The sequence below is a fragment of the Palleronia rufa genome (assembly GCF_000743715.1).
Taxonomy (GTDB): domain Bacteria; phylum Pseudomonadota; class Alphaproteobacteria; order Rhodobacterales; family Rhodobacteraceae; genus Palleronia; species Palleronia rufa.
Map to the genome: position 1 here is coordinate 98,986 of NZ_JQEY01000008.1, position 14,959 is coordinate 113,944.

The 14,959-nt window shown below is 66.8% G+C and carries 13 protein-coding genes and 1 tRNA gene; 8 read left to right on the forward strand and 6 right to left on the reverse strand.

All coding sequences use genetic code 11. The features are described from left to right. Window positions 1–37: 37 nt before the first annotated feature. Together KW83_RS11935 and KW83_RS11940 are read right to left on the reverse strand one after the other, a co-directional pair. Window positions 38–799 carry an ABC transporter permease gene (locus tag KW83_RS11935; RefSeq protein WP_036178898.1) on the reverse strand — a complete coding sequence of 254 codons (762 nt, stop codon included), beginning with the start codon at window positions 797–799 and terminating at the stop codon, window positions 38–40. Next, window positions 796–1,728 (reverse strand): ABC transporter ATP-binding protein, encoded by a 933-nt coding sequence (locus tag KW83_RS11940; RefSeq protein WP_036178900.1) that lies wholly within the window; start codon window positions 1,726–1,728, stop codon window positions 796–798. The genes KW83_RS11935 and KW83_RS11940 overlap by 4 nt, the downstream gene beginning before the upstream one ends. A gap of 95 nt (window positions 1,729–1,823) precedes the next feature. Here KW83_RS11940 and KW83_RS11945 point away from each other — a divergent pair, with 95 nt between their 5' ends. Next, window positions 1,824–3,044: a TIGR03862 family flavoprotein gene (locus KW83_RS11945; protein WP_081904589.1), complete on the forward strand. Its 1,221-nt coding sequence runs from the start codon at window positions 1,824–1,826 to the stop codon at window positions 3,042–3,044. Window positions 3,045–3,060: 16 nt separating this feature from the next. Here the strand turns inward: KW83_RS11945 and KW83_RS11950 are convergent, their stop codons facing one another. The 3 genes from KW83_RS11950 to KW83_RS11960 all read right to left on the reverse strand — a co-directional run bounded on the left by KW83_RS11950 (window position 3,061) and on the right by KW83_RS11960 (window position 6,719). Continuing rightward, on the reverse strand, window positions 3,061–4,302 hold the full coding sequence (locus KW83_RS11950; RefSeq protein ID WP_036178901.1) for an MFS transporter: 1,242 nt from the start codon (window positions 4,300–4,302) through the stop codon (window positions 3,061–3,063). Window positions 4,303–4,376: 74 nt separating this feature from the next. After that, a complete protein-coding gene (locus KW83_RS11955) occupies window positions 4,377–5,702 on the reverse strand; it encodes a mechanosensitive ion channel family protein (RefSeq protein ID WP_036178903.1) in 1,326 nt (441 codons plus the stop codon). Window positions 5,703–5,744: 42 nt separating this feature from the next. Then, complete coding sequence (locus tag KW83_RS11960) at window positions 5,745–6,719, reverse strand: sulfotransferase (protein ID WP_036178906.1); 975 nt, start codon at window positions 6,717–6,719, stop codon at window positions 5,745–5,747. Between the two features lie 313 nt (window positions 6,720–7,032). Between KW83_RS11960 and leuC the strand changes: the two genes are divergently transcribed. The 4 genes from leuC to leuB all read left to right on the forward strand — a co-directional run bounded on the left by leuC (window position 7,033) and on the right by leuB (window position 11,506). Then, a complete protein-coding gene (gene leuC / locus KW83_RS11965; RefSeq protein ID WP_036178909.1) occupies window positions 7,033–8,451 on the forward strand; it encodes a 3-isopropylmalate dehydratase large subunit in 1,419 nt (472 codons plus the stop codon). A 122-nt stretch (window positions 8,452–8,573) separates the two neighbouring features. Further along, complete coding sequence (gene leuD, locus KW83_RS11970) at window positions 8,574–9,179, forward strand: 3-isopropylmalate dehydratase small subunit (RefSeq protein WP_036178911.1); 606 nt, start codon at window positions 8,574–8,576, stop codon at window positions 9,177–9,179. A gap of 89 nt (window positions 9,180–9,268) precedes the next feature. After that, window positions 9,269–10,345 (forward strand): endonuclease/exonuclease/phosphatase family protein, encoded by a 1,077-nt coding sequence (locus KW83_RS11975; RefSeq protein WP_036178913.1) that lies wholly within the window; start codon window positions 9,269–9,271, stop codon window positions 10,343–10,345. A gap of 54 nt (window positions 10,346–10,399) precedes the next feature. Beyond that, window positions 10,400–11,506 (forward strand): 3-isopropylmalate dehydrogenase, encoded by a 1,107-nt coding sequence (gene leuB / locus KW83_RS11980; RefSeq protein WP_036178915.1) that lies wholly within the window; start codon window positions 10,400–10,402, stop codon window positions 11,504–11,506. A 7-nt stretch (window positions 11,507–11,513) separates the two neighbouring features. Here leuB and KW83_RS11985 read toward each other — a convergent pair whose 3' ends face one another. Further along, window positions 11,514–12,005: a DUF421 domain-containing protein gene (locus tag KW83_RS11985; RefSeq protein ID WP_036178917.1), complete on the reverse strand. Its 492-nt coding sequence runs from the start codon at window positions 12,003–12,005 to the stop codon at window positions 11,514–11,516. Between the two features lie 87 nt (window positions 12,006–12,092). Between KW83_RS11985 and KW83_RS11990 the strand changes: the two genes are divergently transcribed. The 3 genes from KW83_RS11990 to KW83_RS12000 all read left to right on the forward strand — a co-directional run bounded on the left by KW83_RS11990 (window position 12,093) and on the right by KW83_RS12000 (window position 14,610). Beyond that, on the forward strand, window positions 12,093–13,085 hold the full coding sequence (locus tag KW83_RS11990; protein WP_036178918.1) for a DMT family transporter: 993 nt from the start codon (window positions 12,093–12,095) through the stop codon (window positions 13,083–13,085). Window positions 13,086–13,100: 15 nt separating this feature from the next. After that, window positions 13,101–13,177 (forward strand) — tRNA-Pro (locus tag KW83_RS11995). A gap of 500 nt (window positions 13,178–13,677) precedes the next feature. Next, the gene (locus tag KW83_RS12000) at window positions 13,678–14,610 is read left to right on the forward strand and encodes an IS5 family transposase (RefSeq protein WP_036178920.1); all 933 of its coding nucleotides are present in this window, start codon (window positions 13,678–13,680) and stop codon (window positions 14,608–14,610) included. Window positions 14,611–14,959: the final 349 nt, after the last annotated feature.

A 14,959-nucleotide genomic window follows, 5' to 3' on the forward strand; every position in this document is an offset into this window, starting at 1 on the left:
CCGCCCGACATAGGGGGGACGGCTCCCAAGGCCAAGGTCAGTCGCGTATCCGCCAGCCGGTGCGGAAGATCAGCCCGATGATGGCCACGCACAGCCCGGTGAACCCGAAGATCGCCAGAAGCGACCAGCCCAGCGCCACATCGGCCATGCCGTAGAACGACCAGCGGAACCCCGACACCAGATAGACCACCGGGTTGAACAGGCTCACCTGCTCCCACACCCCCGGCAACATGGAGATGGAATAGAACGTGCCGCCCAGAAAGATCAGCGGCTGCACCAAAAGCAGCGGCACCAGCTGCAACTGCTCGAAATTGGTCGCCCAGATGCCGACGATGAACCCGAACAGGCTGAAGCTGAGGCAGGTCAGCACCAGGAACACCACCATCCAGACCGGGTGCTGAATCCGCAGGTCCACGAAGAAGAACGCGGTGATCAGGATGATGACCCCGATGGTCAGCGACTTGGTCGCCGCCGCCAGCACGTATCCGGCGGTGATTTCCAGAAACGACGCGGGCGCCGACAGAAGCTCGTAGATCGAGCCGATGAACTTCGGAAAATAGATCCCGAAGCTGGCGTTCGAGATCGACTGCGTGATCACCGACAGCATGATCAGCCCCGGCACGATGAACGCGCCGTAGCTGACCCCCTCCACCTCCTGGATGCGGCTGCCGATGGCCGCGCCGAACACCACGAAATAGAGCGACGTGGACAGCACCGGCGATACCACCGTCTGCGTGACCGTCCGAAGCGCGCGCGCCATCTCGAACCGGTAGATCGCCCAGATCGCCGTGAGGTTCATGACCGCCCCTCCCCGTCAACCAGATCGACGAAGATATCCTCCAGCGACGACTGCTCGGTGCGCACGTCCCGCGCGGTGATCCCGGCGGCGGACAGGTCGTTCAGCAACCGCCGGATACCGGTCCCGTCGCCCTGCGTGTCGTAGGTATAGACCAGCTCGCAGCCGCCCGCCGCGCGCTCAAGGCGGTAGTCCTTCAGCGCGGCGGGCAGCATGTCCACCGCCTCGCCCAGCTCGATCACGAAGCGCTTGCGGCCCAGTTCGCGCATCAGCCCGGCCTTGTCCCGCACCAGCTTGATCTCGCCGCCGGAGATGACGCCGATCCGGTCGGCCATGGCCTCCGCCTCCTCGATGTAATGGGTCGTCAGGATGATCGTCACCCCGTGTTTCTGCAGGTCCGACACGGTGTCCCACATCTCCTTGCGCAACCCCACGTCGACGCCCGCGGTGGGCTCGTCCAGAAACAGCACCTTGGGCTCATGGCTCAGCGCCTTGGCGATCAGCACCCGCCGTTTCATGCCGCCCGACAGGGCGCGCACCTGCGAATCCTTCTTGTCCCACAGCGACAACTGGCGCAGCACCCGCTCCAGATGCGCGTCGTCGGGCGCCTTGCCGAACAGCCCGCGCGAGAAGCGCACCGTGTTCATCACCGTCTCGAACGGCTCCAGGTTGATCTCCTGCGGCACCAGCCCGATCAGCCGCCGCGCCGCGCGGTAGTCGCGCACATTGTCGTGGCCGTCCACCGTGACCGTCCCGGACGTGGCCGAGGCGATGCCGCAGATGCAGGAGATCAGCGTCGTCTTGCCCGCGCCGTTGGGTCCCAGCAGCGCCAGGATCTCGCCGTCCTCGATGTCCAGCGACACGTCCTTCAGCGCGTGGGTGCCGCTGTCGTAGCGCTTGGTCAGGTTCTTCACGGACACGATGGCCGGCATGGGGGTCTCCTTCCGGTCCGAACCTAGCGGGCCGGCGCCGGGGGAAAGCGCCGCGGCCTTTGCCTTTGCGCACAGGACGTGCCTATGACGCGCACATGACAGACCCGGACGCCCTGATCGTCGGAGCCGGCCCCGCCGGACTCATGGCCGCCGACGCGCTCTCCGCCGCCGGACGCTCGGTCGTGATCGCAGAGCAGATGCCCTCCGCGGCGCGCAAGTTCCTGATGGCCGGCAAGTCGGGTCTCAACCTGACCAGGGCAGAGGATCCCGCCGCCTTCCTGGCCGCCTATGACGCCGTACCGCTGGCGCCGATCCTGCGGGCATTCGGCCCCGCGGAGGTGGTCGGCTGGGCCGAATCGCTGGGCCAGGAGGTCTTCATTGGCTCCACCGGACGGGTGTTTCCGACCGCCATGAAGGCCTCGCCGCTGCTGCGCGCATGGCTCGCGCGGCTGGCCGGCCGGGGCGTTGCGCTGAACACGCGCTGGCGCTGGACCGGCGGCGCCGGCTTCGACACGCCCCGGGGGCCGCGCACCCTCGCCCCCCGCGTCACGGTCCTCGCCATGGGCGGGGCCAGCTGGCGGCGGCTCGGCTCGGACGGTCTCTGGGCCGAACGCCTCGGCGCCGCCGGCCTGCCCGTCACGCCCTTCGCGCCGGCCAATGCCGGCCTCAGCGTTGCCTGGTCGCCGCATATGGCGCGGCACCACGGCCAGCCGGTCAAGAACACCGGTCTGATCGCGGGAACGGCCCGGTACCGGGGCGAATTCGTGGTCACCCAAGCCGGCCTGGAGGGCGGCGGCCTCTATCCGCTGACCCCGGCGCTCAGATCCGGCGCGCCCCTCGCCCTCGACCTCAAGCCCGACTGGCCGCGGGACCGCATCGCCTCGCGCCTCGCCACCGCGAAAGGGTCCGTCTCGAACCGGCTGCGCAAGGCGCTCCGCCTGGATCCCGTGCAGATCGCGCTGCTGATGGAATTCGGCCGCCCGCTCCCCAAGGACCTCGCCCCGCTGATCAAATGCCTGCCCGTCCGCCACGCGGGCCTCCGTCCCATGGATCAGGCGATCTCGACCGCCGGCGGCCTGTCCTGGGACGCGCTGGACGCGGAGCTGATGCTGACCGCCCGGCCCGGCACCTTCGCCTGCGGCGAGATGCTCGACTGGGAGGCGCCCACCGGCGGCTATCTCATCACCGCTTGCCTCGCCACCGGACGCCACGCCGGCCTTGCCGCCGCCCGCCGGCTCGACCGCGCGGACCTTCATCTTTCCGGAAATATCCCGGGGTCTGGGGCAGAGCCCCAGCGCGACCCCGCCGCCGACTGATCCCGCGGCCGGTCCCTCAGGCCGGCAACGGCACGCGGACCTCCCGGATCGGCAGATGCACGATGGCCGAAAACGCGCCGACCCCCACCCCGATCCACCAGACCAGCGTATAGGTGCCGTAGGCGTCGTAGAGTTCGCCGCCCAGCCACACCCCCAGGAACGACCCCAGCTGATGGGAGAAAAACACCACCCCGTAGAGGGTGCCCATATAGCGCAGCCCGTAGAGATGCCCGACCAGCCCGGCGGTGAGCGGGACCGTCGCCAGCCACAGCACCCCCATCAACACAGAGAAGGCCAGCACCGACCCCGGCGTGATCGGCAGCAGGATGAAGGCCGCCGCCACGACCGTCCGCGCGGCGTAGATCCCCGACAGCAGGTACTTGCGCGCGAACAGGTTGCCCAGCCAGCCGGCGGTGAGCGTGCCGGCGATATTGGCCAGGCCGATCACCCCGATGGCAAGCGCCCCCAGCGCCGCCGTGTCGCCGACGCCCAGGGCGGCCAGCGCGCCGGTGGGCGCGACGGCGGCGGACATCTCGGTGACCAGGGCGGGAAAATGCGCGGTGATGAACCCCAGCTGGTAGCCGCAGGCGAAGAAGCCGACGAAGATCAGAGCATAGGACGGATCGCGGACCGCGCGGCCCAGGATCTGGCGCATGGTCTCGGCGACCTCGACGCTCTCGGCCTCGGCCACGCGCAGGGCGGGCAGGACCGCCAGAACCGCCAGGATCGCCGCGGCGAACACCACGAACACGCCCTGCCAGCCGATCGGCCCCAGCAGCGCCTCCGCCACCGGCGGGCCGATGACCTGACCCGCGGACCCGGCCGCGGTGGCGACGGCCAGCGCCATGGAGCGGTTGCGCGCCGACGCAGCCCGCCCCACGACCGCCAGGATCACGCCGAACCCGGTACCCGCCACGCCGAAGCCGACGAACACCTCCAGCGCCTGCATGGTCAGCGGTGAGGTCGCATAGGCCGTCAGCACCAGCCCCGCCGCGTAGAGCACCGCACCCGCGACGATCGCCTTGCGGTCCCCGAACCGTTCGGCCAGCGCGGCAAAGACCGGCTGACCGATCCCCCAGGCCAGGTTCTGGATCGCGATGGCCAGGCTGAACTCGGCCCGGGGCCAGCCGAACTCCTGCCCGATGGGGATCTGGAACACGCCGAAGCTGGCGCGGATCGCGAAGCTGACCATGATGACGACGGATCCGGCCACCAGGACCGGGGTGATCAGTGCGGGACGGGCGGCGGGCGGCGGCATGGCGCACAAGGTTCCGCGTTTTCATCGCCGCCGCAAGGCACCATTCGACTGGCCCGCGGGACCGGCATGCCGGATCAGGACGGCGTCCCGGTGGCCACCGCGAGCGGCTCGTTGAGGACCGTCACCTCGCGCTGCGGGAACGGGATCGAGATCCCGTGCTCCTTGAACGCGTCCCACAGCGCCAGATAGACGTTGCCGCGAATGTTGGTCAGCCCGCCCGTGGGGTCGGTGATCCAGAACCGCAGGATGTAGTCGACGCTGGAATCGCCAAAGCCGACGATGTGGCAGACCGGCTTGCGCTCGCTCAGCACCCGCGCGACGCCCAGCGCGGCCTCGACCGCGATGCGGCGGACCTTGTGGGGGTCGTCGCCGTATGCCGTCCCGAAATAGACGTCGAGCCGGACGAAATGGTTGGAATGGGACCAGTTCACCACCTGTCCGGTGATCAGGTCCTCGTTCGGGATCAGGTATTCCTTGCCGTCCCGCGTGGTGATCGACGCGTAGCGCGCGCCCAGCGTGTTGATCCAGCCGAACGTCTCGCCCAGGGAGATCACGTCGCCGGGCTTGATCGACTTGTCGAGCAGGATGATGACGCCAGACACCAGGTTCGACACCACCTTCTGCAGGCCGAACCCCAGGCCCACGCCGATGGCGCCCGACAGCACCGCCAGCCCGGTCAGGTCCACCCCCACGCTCTTGAGCGCCGCGAACAGCGCAATGCCGTAGAGCGCGATCTGCAAGAGCTTGACCAGCAGCACGCGGAGCGACGGCGACAGATCCTCGGACCGGCGGATCCGGTCCGACCCCGCTGCCGCCAGGAACCGCGCGCCGACGATCAGCACCGACGCCAGAACCACCGCCTTGACGACCGTCAGCAGCGACAGCCGCACCTCGCCCACGGTAATGGCGATCTTGTCCACGGCCTGCGCGACCTCGGACGTCAGGCCCAGCACCCATAGCGTCACATAGGCCCAGAGCGCCCAGCGCACGAGCGTCCGGGCCGCCGGATTCCGCACCAGGCGGGACCCCAGGATCACCAGCAGCCAACCGGTCGCCAGCGTCGCCACCAGCTCCAGGATGAACGACCGCGACGGAAACGGCGTGGCCAGGCGCATCGCCCAGGTCGCCAGCCACATCAGCGCCGAGAAGAAGATGATCCGCAGCCGCCGGTTCACCACCAGCAGGATCCGCAACCGCCAGATGGGCCAGTCGCGGCCCTTCATCCAGTCGCGCATCCGCGGCCCGATCTGACGGCGCAGCAGGTGCGACAGGGCGAATGCCGCCACGACGATGGCGATCTGCCACAGCCGCGACGGCAGCAGCAGGTTGCGCAACTGCAGGCTGAAGAGCCCCCAGATGTCGGTCAGGTCGGACAAAAGCGCTGCGAACCCGGAATCCATGACCGGACGATGGCGTTTCGCCGGTCCGGCGGCAACCCGTCCCTAGGCCGCCACGGACAGCGGATCGGGGCTGCGGACCGGCTGCGATTCGCTCGTCTGGTAGCCCAGCGCCGCCAGATCCAGCCCGGTCATCCGGGCCAGCCGGCGGTTGGAGGCCGCGAACTCGCCCTCGAAGCTCTGCGACACCCGGTAGCGGATACCGGCCATGATCCGCGCGTCCAGCGCCCGCGTCAGACCGCGCGGCACGTAGCGGCTGAGATATCCGAACCGCTTGGCGAAGCCGGCATGGGGGATCAGCGCCGTGCGGTTGAACTCCGTCGGCGCGATATAGCGGTTCACCAGGCGCTGGATGGCCTGGAAGCTGGCGGGACGGGATTCGTTCTGCTGCGCGAACCGGAACGGACGCGGGGTCTGGCCGCAGAAGGTAGAGATCGCGTCGACCACCGATTGCGGATCGCCGATCAGCGTTTCGTGGGCCACGACCAGAACGCGGTCCTCGCCGAACAGGCGGCGGTAGTGGGTCACCAGCCTGTCGTAGCGGTAAAAGCACGGGCTGAACCCCGGCGACCGCTTGAGATAGCGGCCATGGGGCGACAGGTAGTCCTTCAGGCGCCTGTCGCCGCCGTCGGTGATGTATTGCAGGTACATGGACGCGATGCTCGACAGCTGCTCGCGCACCACGATCAGGATCCGCGCCTCCGGAAAGGTCTCGTGCAGCCGGCTGGCCAGAAGCGGCGCGTCGAACCCCCCGCTGGGCGGATAGCCTGAGAACCGCTCGTGGGACAGCACCGCCGTGCGGCCGGCCTTGGCCGTGCGCTCCAGGAACGGGGCGTAATGCGCCCGCACCGCCGCGGAGTCGAACTCGAACGGGCCGGGCAGCACGAACCTGTCGATCAGGTCGATCCGCGGCTCGTCCGGAAGCGCGTATCCGGTCTCTTCCTTGGCGAACAACTGTTCCTGCAGGGCTGTCGATCCGGTCTTGTGGTATCCCAGATGCAGCAGGACGTGCTCGCTCATCGATTCCAACACTCTTTAATTCAAATACCTTTGCAAAGTTCTATCCGCCGATATTTGCGAATGCCACCTACCAAAAGGATAGCTGGTTAACAGAAGGTCGTGAGCTGGCCCATTCGGACGTCCGCCGCGCCCCCTTCCGAAGGCGCCGGAACTGCGGTATGGGACATCCCCATGACATGTCTGTTCGATATGGGCGACCACCGCCGCCTGGCAGAGCGGTTCCAGGGCGACTGCCGGTCGATCCTCGCGCGCGGGTAGCCCGCCGGCCCCCCCGCCCCTCCCACAGACCCACTCTCCACCAAGGAGACCCGCCATGGCTGGCAAGACTCTCTACGACAAGATCTGGGACGCACATCTGGTGCACCAGGGCGACGACGGCACGTCGCTTCTCTACATCGACCGGCACCTTGTGCATGAGGTGACAAGCCCGCAGGCCTTCGAGGGGCTCCGCATGACCGGCCGCACGGTCCGCGCGCCCGGCCAGACCATCGCCGTTCCGGACCACAACGTGCCCACCACCGTGGACCGCGCCAAGGGGATCGAGAATGAGGAATCGCGCATCCAGGTCGAGGCGCTGGACACCAACGCGCGCGAATTCGGCATCCACTACTATCCCGTCTCCGACGTGCGCCAGGGGATCGTCCATATCATCGGGCCCGAACAAGGCTGGACCCTGCCCGGCATGACCGTCGTCTGCGGCGACAGCCATACCGCCACCCACGGCGCCTTCGGCGCGCTGGCCCATGGCATCGGCACCTCGGAGGTCGAGCATGTGCTGGCCACCCAGACGCTGATCCAGTCCAAGTCGAAGAACATGAAGGTCGAGATCACCGGCCGGCTCTTGCCCGGCGTCACCGCCAAGGACATCACCCTGTCGGTGATCGGCCATACCGGCACCGCCGGCGGCACCGGCTACGTGATCGAATACTGCGGCGAGGCCATCCGCGCCCTGTCCATGGAAGGCCGCATGACCGTCTGCAACATGGCCATCGAGGGCGGCGCGCGCGCCGGTCTCATCGCGCCGGACCAGACCACCTATCGCTACGTGCAGGGCCGCCCCCACGCGCCCAAGGGCGCCCAGTGGGAGGCCGCGCTGTCGTGGTGGAAAACGCTGCGTTCCGACGACGACGCCCATTGGGACAAGGTCGTGACCCTGAGGGGAGAGGACATCTCGCCGGTCGTGACCTGGGGCACCTCGCCAGAGGACGTGCTGCCGATCACCGCCGCGGTTCCCGACCCGGCCAGCTTTTCCGGCGGCAAGGTAGAGGCCGTCCGGCGCGCGCTCGACTACATGGGGCTGACCCCGGGACAGAAATTGCAGGAGATCGAGATCGACACGGTGTTCATCGGCTCCTGCACCAACGGCCGCATCGAGGACCTGCGCGCCGCCGCCGCGATCCTCAAGGGCAAGCGGATCAAGGACGGGCTCCGCGCCATGGTGGTGCCCGGCTCCGGCCTCGTCCGCGCCCAGGCAGAGGAAGAGGGGCTTGCCGACATCTTCAAGGACGCGGGTTTCGAATGGCGCATGGCGGGGTGCTCCATGTGCCTGGCGATGAACCCCGACCAGCTCGCCCCCGGCGAGCGTTGCGCGGCCACGTCGAACCGCAACTTCGAAGGGCGGCAGGGCCGCGGCGGACGCACGCATCTGATGTCGCCCGCCATGGCCGCGGCCGCCGCGATCACGGGGCGGCTCACCGACGTGCGCGAGATCGCGGCGCCGCAGATGGCCTGACACCCGCCTCTCCCCCGCCCCAACGGCCGGGCGCGGGGGAGAGGCGGGGCGAAAAGACCTCTCACGGAACTCTTACGGAACTCCTACAGAACTCCGACGCACCATTCGCAGGGACATGACCCATGGAAAAATTCACCACGCTGGACGGCATCGCCGCCCCCCTGCCGCTGATCAACGTCGACACGGACATGATCATCCCCAAGCAGTTCCTGAAGACGATCAAGCGCGAGGGGCTGGGCAAGAACCTCTTCGATGAGATGCGCTTTGACGACGAAGGCAACGAAATCAAGGGTTTCGTCCTGAACCGTCCCGCCTATCGCAACGCCGAAATCCTCATCGCCGGCGCCAATTTCGGCTGCGGCTCCAGCCGCGAGCACGCCCCCTGGGCGATCAAGGACTTCGGCATCCGCTGCGTGATCGCGCCCAGCTTCGCCGACATCTTCTTCAACAACTGCTTCAAGAACGGCATCCTCCCCATCGCCCTCCCCGCCGAGCAGGTAGAGGCCCTGATGGCCGAGGCCGACAAGGGAGCGAACGCCCGCTTGACCGTTGATCTGAAAGAACAAAAAATCACCACCGCCGACGGACAGGCAATCGCTTTCGAGGTCGATCCGTTCCGCAAACACTGCCTGATGGAAGGGCTCGACGACATCGGCCTGACGCTCGAAAAGGCCGCCGCGATCGAGGCATTCGAAACCGCCGCCGCACAGGCCCGCCCCTGGGTCTGACCCGCGACGGCACGGATCGGGGCGCATCGGCATGGACGCGGCGGCCGGGTTGCGCAACCATAGGGAGATCTGACCCGGGCCGGAGGTGCATGGCGTTGGCTTTCCAAAGATATGTCGCGGCGCTCCTTCTCGGAGCCTGTTTCGCTGCACCGGCGGCCATGGCGGAACAGCGCGTCCGCGTGGCGACCTTTCACACCGAACTGAGCGCGCGCGGCCCCGGCCTCCTGCTCGCCGAGGTCGAGAAGGGTTCACCGCGTGTGGATGCCGTGCTGGCCATGATCGCAGAGGCGGCGCCGGATATCCTGGTCTTGCAGGGCATCGACTACGATGCCACGGGCGCGGCTCTCGGCCTCCTGGCCAAGCGGATCGGTCTGCCGCACACCTTTGCACGCCGCCCCAACACGGGCTGGGCGACCGGTCTGGACCTGGATCAGGACGGACGGCTGGGAGATCCCCGAGACGCTCAGGGCTACGGACGGTTCGCAGGCGCGGGCGGCATGGCGGTCCTGTCGCGCTGGCCGATCCTGCGGGCGGCGGCGCAGGATCTGTCCGGCCTCCTCTGGGCGGATCTGCCCGGTGCGGACCTGCCCCCCATGGCCGAGAAGGCGCGCGAAATCCAGCGCCTGTCCTCTGTCGCGCATTGGGTCGTGCCCGTCGACATCGACGGCCGGACTCTCCGCATCCTGACATGGCACGCGACGCCGCCGGTCTTCGACGGACCGCAGGACCGCAACGGCCGCCGCAACCGGGACGAGGCCGCGGTCTGGTTACGGCTTCTCGACGGCGAACTGGGCATCGCGCCACCGGACCCGCCGTTCGTGATCGCGGGGATCGCCAACCTCGATCCCGCGGATGGCGAAGGCCGCCGCGATGCGCTCGACGCCCTTCTGGCCGACCCGCGCCTGGCGGATCCGCGGCCTGAAAGCGCCGGCGCCCGCGCCGCGGCGGATCCCGGCCAGTCCGGAGATCCGGCGCTGGACACCGCCGGTTTCGACCCGCCCACCGGCAACCTGCGGTTGAGTTACGTCCTGCCGTCCCGTGACCTTGCGATCCTTGGATCGGGCGTGCTCTGGCCGCCCCCCGACAGCGACACGGCCGCGCGCTTCGGCCCCCCGGAGGAATGGTCGCGCCATCGCCTTGTCTGGGTGGACCTGGCGCTGCCTTGACGGCCCGGAGGCACCAAGCTACGCCCGCGAAAGCGCCAGAACAGGAGCCTGCCCATGCCCAATCCGTCCCTTCTGATCCTCCCCGGAGACGGTATCGGTCCGGAGGTCATGGCCGAGGTTCGCAAGGTCATCGACTGGTTCGACAGCAACAAGAACGTAAGCTTCGAAGTGACCGAGGATCTGGTCGGAGGCTGCGCCTACGATGCCCATGGCGCACCCATAAGCGACGAGACGATGGAACTGGCGCAATCGGTCGATGCAGTGCTGCTGGGCGCCGTGGGCGGTCCGAAATACGACGTGCTCGATTTCTCGCTGAAGCCCGAGCGTGGGCTGCTGCGCCTGCGCAAGGAGATGGACCTTTTCGCCAACCTCCGACCGGCCCAGTGCTTCGACGCGCTTGCGGATTTCTCTTCGCTGAAGCGGGACGTGGTCGCGGGTCTGGACATCATGATCGTGCGCGAACTGACCTCCGGCATCTATTTCGGCGAACCGCGCGGCATCACCGACGACAACGAAGGCGGGCGCGTCGGAGTGAACACCCAGCGCTACACCACCGCCGAAATCCGTCGCGTCGCGCGCGCCGCCTTCGATCTGGCCCGCAAGCGCGGCAACAAGCTCTGCTCCATGGAGAAGGCCAACGTCATGGAATCGGGCGTCCTCTGGCGCGAGGAAGTCACCTGGGTCCACGAGAACGAGTACTCAGATGTGGAACTCACCCACATGTATGCCGATGCGGGTGCCATGCAGCTGGTCCGCTGGCCCAAGCAGTTCGACGTGATCGTGACCGACAACCTGTTCGGGGACCTGCTGTCCGACGCCGCCGCCATGCTGACGGGGTCACTGGGGATGCTGCCCTCGGCGTCGCTCGGGGCGCCGATGGACAATGGCCGGCCAAAGGCGCTCTATGAGCCGGTCCATGGCTCGGCGCCGGACATCGCCGGACAGGACCGGGCCAACCCGATCGCCTGCATCCTCAGCTTTGCGATGGCTCTTCGCTACTCCTTCGACATGGGCCAGCACGCGGACCTGGTCGAGGGCGCGGTCGAGGCGGTGCTGGCCCAGGGCATCCGCACCGCCGACCTTCTGGGCGACGAAGGCAGCGATCCCGTCAGCACGGCAGAAATGGGCGATGCCGTGATCGCGGCGATGGGCGAAGCCTGATCCCGACCTAGCGCCGGACGCCTTCCAGAAGGCGGGCATCCAGGTCGCCGGAGCCGTGAAGAACGCTGACATCGCCGGTGTCCTCCAGGACAACGGCACGGACGGCCTCGAAGCTGAGGGCATTCGCCTCGCGCAGCTTGCCCATGAGATCGCCGTGGCTGACCTGACCCTTGCGCAGGTTGTGCTCAAGGATCTCACCGTTTTCCATGAGCATCAGCGGCGAATTGTCCACAACGTCCTGCAGGGCCGGAATACGGTGGCGCAACCGGCTGATTATGCCTTGGACCACGAAGAGCGCGGCAACTGCCGCGACATTCGTCCAGAATGCCCGGCTCGTATCCGCCATCACCGCCGAGGCCAGAACCGACCCCTTCGCGACGGTAATCGCGAAGTCGAATCCCGACATCTTGGAAAAGCTCCTGAGCCCGTTCATGCGGGTAAAGGCGATAATCGCCGCGATGGCGATGGCCGCCCGCAGCAGAGAGTATACGATGTCCATGACAGTCCCCCGATCCTGCCGGTCAACTAAGGGCTGTCGTGCCGGTTCCCCTTGACCTTCCCGGCCGCCGGGCGTTGAGACGGCATCATGTCCCCAAGCCTGTCCGGACCCCTTTTCGCCCTTGCCGCCTTCGGCCTCTACGCCACCCATGACGTCGTGGTGAAGGTGCTGGGTGCCAGCTACGCACCCATCCAGATCGTGTTCTTCTCGGTCCTGTTCAGCTTTCCGCTGGCGACGATCGTGTTGATGCGGGATCCCAGCGCGGGCACGCTCCGCCCCGTGCATCCGTGGTGGATCGCCCTGCGAACCGGCGCGGTGGTCCTGACCGGGCTCAGCGGGTTTTACGCCTTTTCCGTCCTGCCATTGGCGCAGGTCTACGCGATCATCTTCGCGGCGCCGCTTTTAGTCACCGTCCTGTCGATTCCGGTGCTGGGGGAGCGCGTCGGCCCGCATCGCTGGGGCGCGGTGGCGGTGGGACTCCTGGGTGTTCTCGTGGTCCTGCGCCCTGGCGGCGAAAACCTGGGCACCGGCCATCTTGCGGCGCTTCTGGCAGCCTTCGGCAGTGCCACGGCCTCCGTCATCGCACGCCGCATAGGCCGCGAGGAACGGGGCGTGGTTCTGATGATCTACCCGATGATGGTAAATTTTGCGCTGATGGGGGCGCTTCTTCCCCAAGTCTACCAACCGATGCCGCTGATCCACATCGGAGGGATCGCAATGATCGCCGGTCTGGGTTTTACCGCGGGGTTGCTCACGATCACCGCCTACCGTCTGGCCGACGCGGCCCTGGTCGCTCCGATGCACTATTCCCAGATCGTCTGGGCCGCAGCCTATGGGTGGATCTTCTTCGGAGAGGGGGGCGATGCCGCGACCTGGACGGGGGCGGGGATCGTCATCCTGTCGGGTCTTTACGTCGTTCTGCGCGAGGCTACCGGCAAGTCCACCGTATCGCCGGTGATCGCCGGGCGCCAACGGGTCGAGACAGGCACCTCTCCGCGCGTCGCACAGGCCCTCAGGGCCCGCGCCGCGCGCGTTCCCCCGGGCCACGAGGCTCTTGCAAAGCGACAGAAACCTGAGTAGGCCGCGCGGCACGGTCGGAGTGTAGCTCAGCTTGGTAGAGCACTGCCTTCGGGAGGCAGGGGTCGGAGGTTCGAATCCTCTCACTCCGACCAATGAAATAAGTGTGGATTGTCACGATAGTCTTCCTCGTCGGTCACTATCCTTCCTCAAACGGAGGATCGGATAAGGGCCAGACGGGGTGAGCAGGGGCGCAGCTGCTGCCTCGCATTCAAGTCAGCGGCGCTGCAATTTCCCTAGTTCTTGTGGTGAAAGTGGGGCGCGATGGTCGCCTTTATCATCGGTCAGCAGGACTGCGATCGGCCCAAACCGGACATTAACTGAGAGGCAGATGCTGCGAGGCAGCGTCACGTAAGCGTCTATATGAGGCTCGCAACCTGTTCCGGACTGCAGGGTCGATGTCAATGATGCTGCGTAAAGCGTTGCGTCCGACTGAACGCTTCGCCGGTACGTTTGCGGAACTTTCGGTTCCTATCGGTGATCGCCGGCTACTTCATCTTCCACAGGGTTCAGTCCCAGAAGGCCCCAGGTCGGCTCTGTTGCACAAACCCGGTGAGGGATTCATGTCGTGAGTCCAGCGTGGTAGCTGGACGACATGAGCAGACCCACACCGCCAACCTACAAGACCAAGAACTGGCCGGCCTATAATGAAGCGCTCAAGCGCCGTGGCTCGCTGACGATCTGGTTTGACCCAGAGATGATCTGGGATGCTGCGCCGACCGGCAAACGCGGCCGACAGCCAACCTACAGCGATACCGCCATCCAGACATGCCTGACGATGAAGGTTCTGTTTGGCATGGCGTTGCGCCAGACGACCGGGTTCGTCGAGAGCCTGTTGCGTCTGATCGGTTTGAACTGGGCGGTGCCCGACTTCAGCACGCTATCGCGCCGCCAGAAAACGCTGGCCGTGAACATCCCGTATCGTGGCTCCAACGGCCCAGTGCATCTCCTGATCGATAGCACSGGCATCAAGGTCGAGGGTGAAGGCGAGTGGAACGCACGCAAGCATGGTGGGCCCAAGCGGCGGGTTTGGCGCAAGATCCATCTTGGGATCGACGACCAAACGCTGGAGGTTCGGGCGCTCGAGATTACCGGAAGCCACATCGGTGATGCGCCGGTGATGCCCGATCTGCTCAACCARATTCCGGCGGACGAGGCGATCGGCAGCGTCACTGCAGACGGTGCCTATGATACCCGCAAATGCCACGACGCCATCGCTGACCGCGGGGCGAATGCCGTCATCCCACCCCGCAAGAACGCCAAGCCGTGGAAGACCGTCACTGCGGGTGCCGTGGCCAGAAACGAGGCCCTGCGAGCTTCGAAATATCTCGGTCGCGCGATCTGGCGAAACTGGAGCRGATACCACCGCCGAAGCCGCGTCGAAACCAAGATGCACTGCGTTAAATTGCTGGGGCAGCGCCTCATGGCGCGGGACTTCGACCGACAAGTCGCGGAAGTCCAGGTCCGCATCGCCGTCATGAACGGCTACACCGCCCTTGGCATCCCTGTCACAGAGGCCGTGGGATGAATCCGTCCGGGGAAAGGGGAATCTCGGGTATTAAAAGCTTTGTGCAACAGAGCCGCGCAGACCGGCGAGAGTCTATGTGATCGTCCGGGACTGAACAGCTACCTCCGAAGATTTCGCCGCGCTCTGTTCGAACGACCGGATCCACAGTTGCAATGCGGCATAAAGATTTGCCGCGCCGCGACAGAAATTCCAGTGCGAGCGCATGCAGCGAGAACTTGTTGCTTCCGCAAGGGGCTCCGAGCCGCCGAGCGCCGCGGTCTGCGTGAATGGCGGATTCAGATCGTGCCGATACGTGCTGGAGTCTTGTGGGAGTCTGTGACGCGCAAGTACAATCAAGTCACTCGCTCAA

Bases quoted from the DNA above. Each gene is read 5' to 3' on its own strand.
- leuD (WP_036178911.1), top strand. From the start codon at position 8,574: ATGGAAAAATTCACCACGCTGGACGGCATCGCCGCCCCCCTGCCGCTG.
- KW83_RS11990 (WP_036178918.1), top strand. From the start codon at position 12,093: ATGTCCCCAAGCCTGTCCGGACCCCTTTTCGCCCTTGCCGCCTTCGGC.
- KW83_RS11960 (WP_036178906.1), bottom strand. From the start codon at position 6,719: ATGAGCGAGCACGTCCTGCTGCATCTGGGATACCACAAGACCGGATCG.
- leuC (WP_036178909.1), top strand. From the start codon at position 7,033: ATGGCTGGCAAGACTCTCTACGACAAGATCTGGGACGCACATCTGGTG.
- KW83_RS11950 (WP_036178901.1), bottom strand. From the start codon at position 4,302: ATGCCGCCGCCCGCCGCCCGTCCCGCACTGATCACCCCGGTCCTGGTG.
- KW83_RS11935 (WP_036178898.1), bottom strand. From the start codon at position 799: ATGAACCTCACGGCGATCTGGGCGATCTACCGGTTCGAGATGGCGCGC.
- KW83_RS11945 (WP_081904589.1), top strand. From the start codon at position 1,824: ATGACAGACCCGGACGCCCTGATCGTCGGAGCCGGCCCCGCCGGACTC.
- KW83_RS11985 (WP_036178917.1), bottom strand. From the start codon at position 12,005: ATGGACATCGTATACTCTCTGCTGCGGGCGGCCATCGCCATCGCGGCG.
- KW83_RS11975 (WP_036178913.1), top strand. From the start codon at position 9,269: ATGGCGTTGGCTTTCCAAAGATATGTCGCGGCGCTCCTTCTCGGAGCC.
- KW83_RS11955 (WP_036178903.1), bottom strand. From the start codon at position 5,702: ATGGATTCCGGGTTCGCAGCGCTTTTGTCCGACCTGACCGACATCTGG.
- KW83_RS11940 (WP_036178900.1), bottom strand. From the start codon at position 1,728: ATGCCGGCCATCGTGTCCGTGAAGAACCTGACCAAGCGCTACGACAGC.
- leuB (WP_036178915.1), top strand. From the start codon at position 10,400: ATGCCCAATCCGTCCCTTCTGATCCTCCCCGGAGACGGTATCGGTCCG.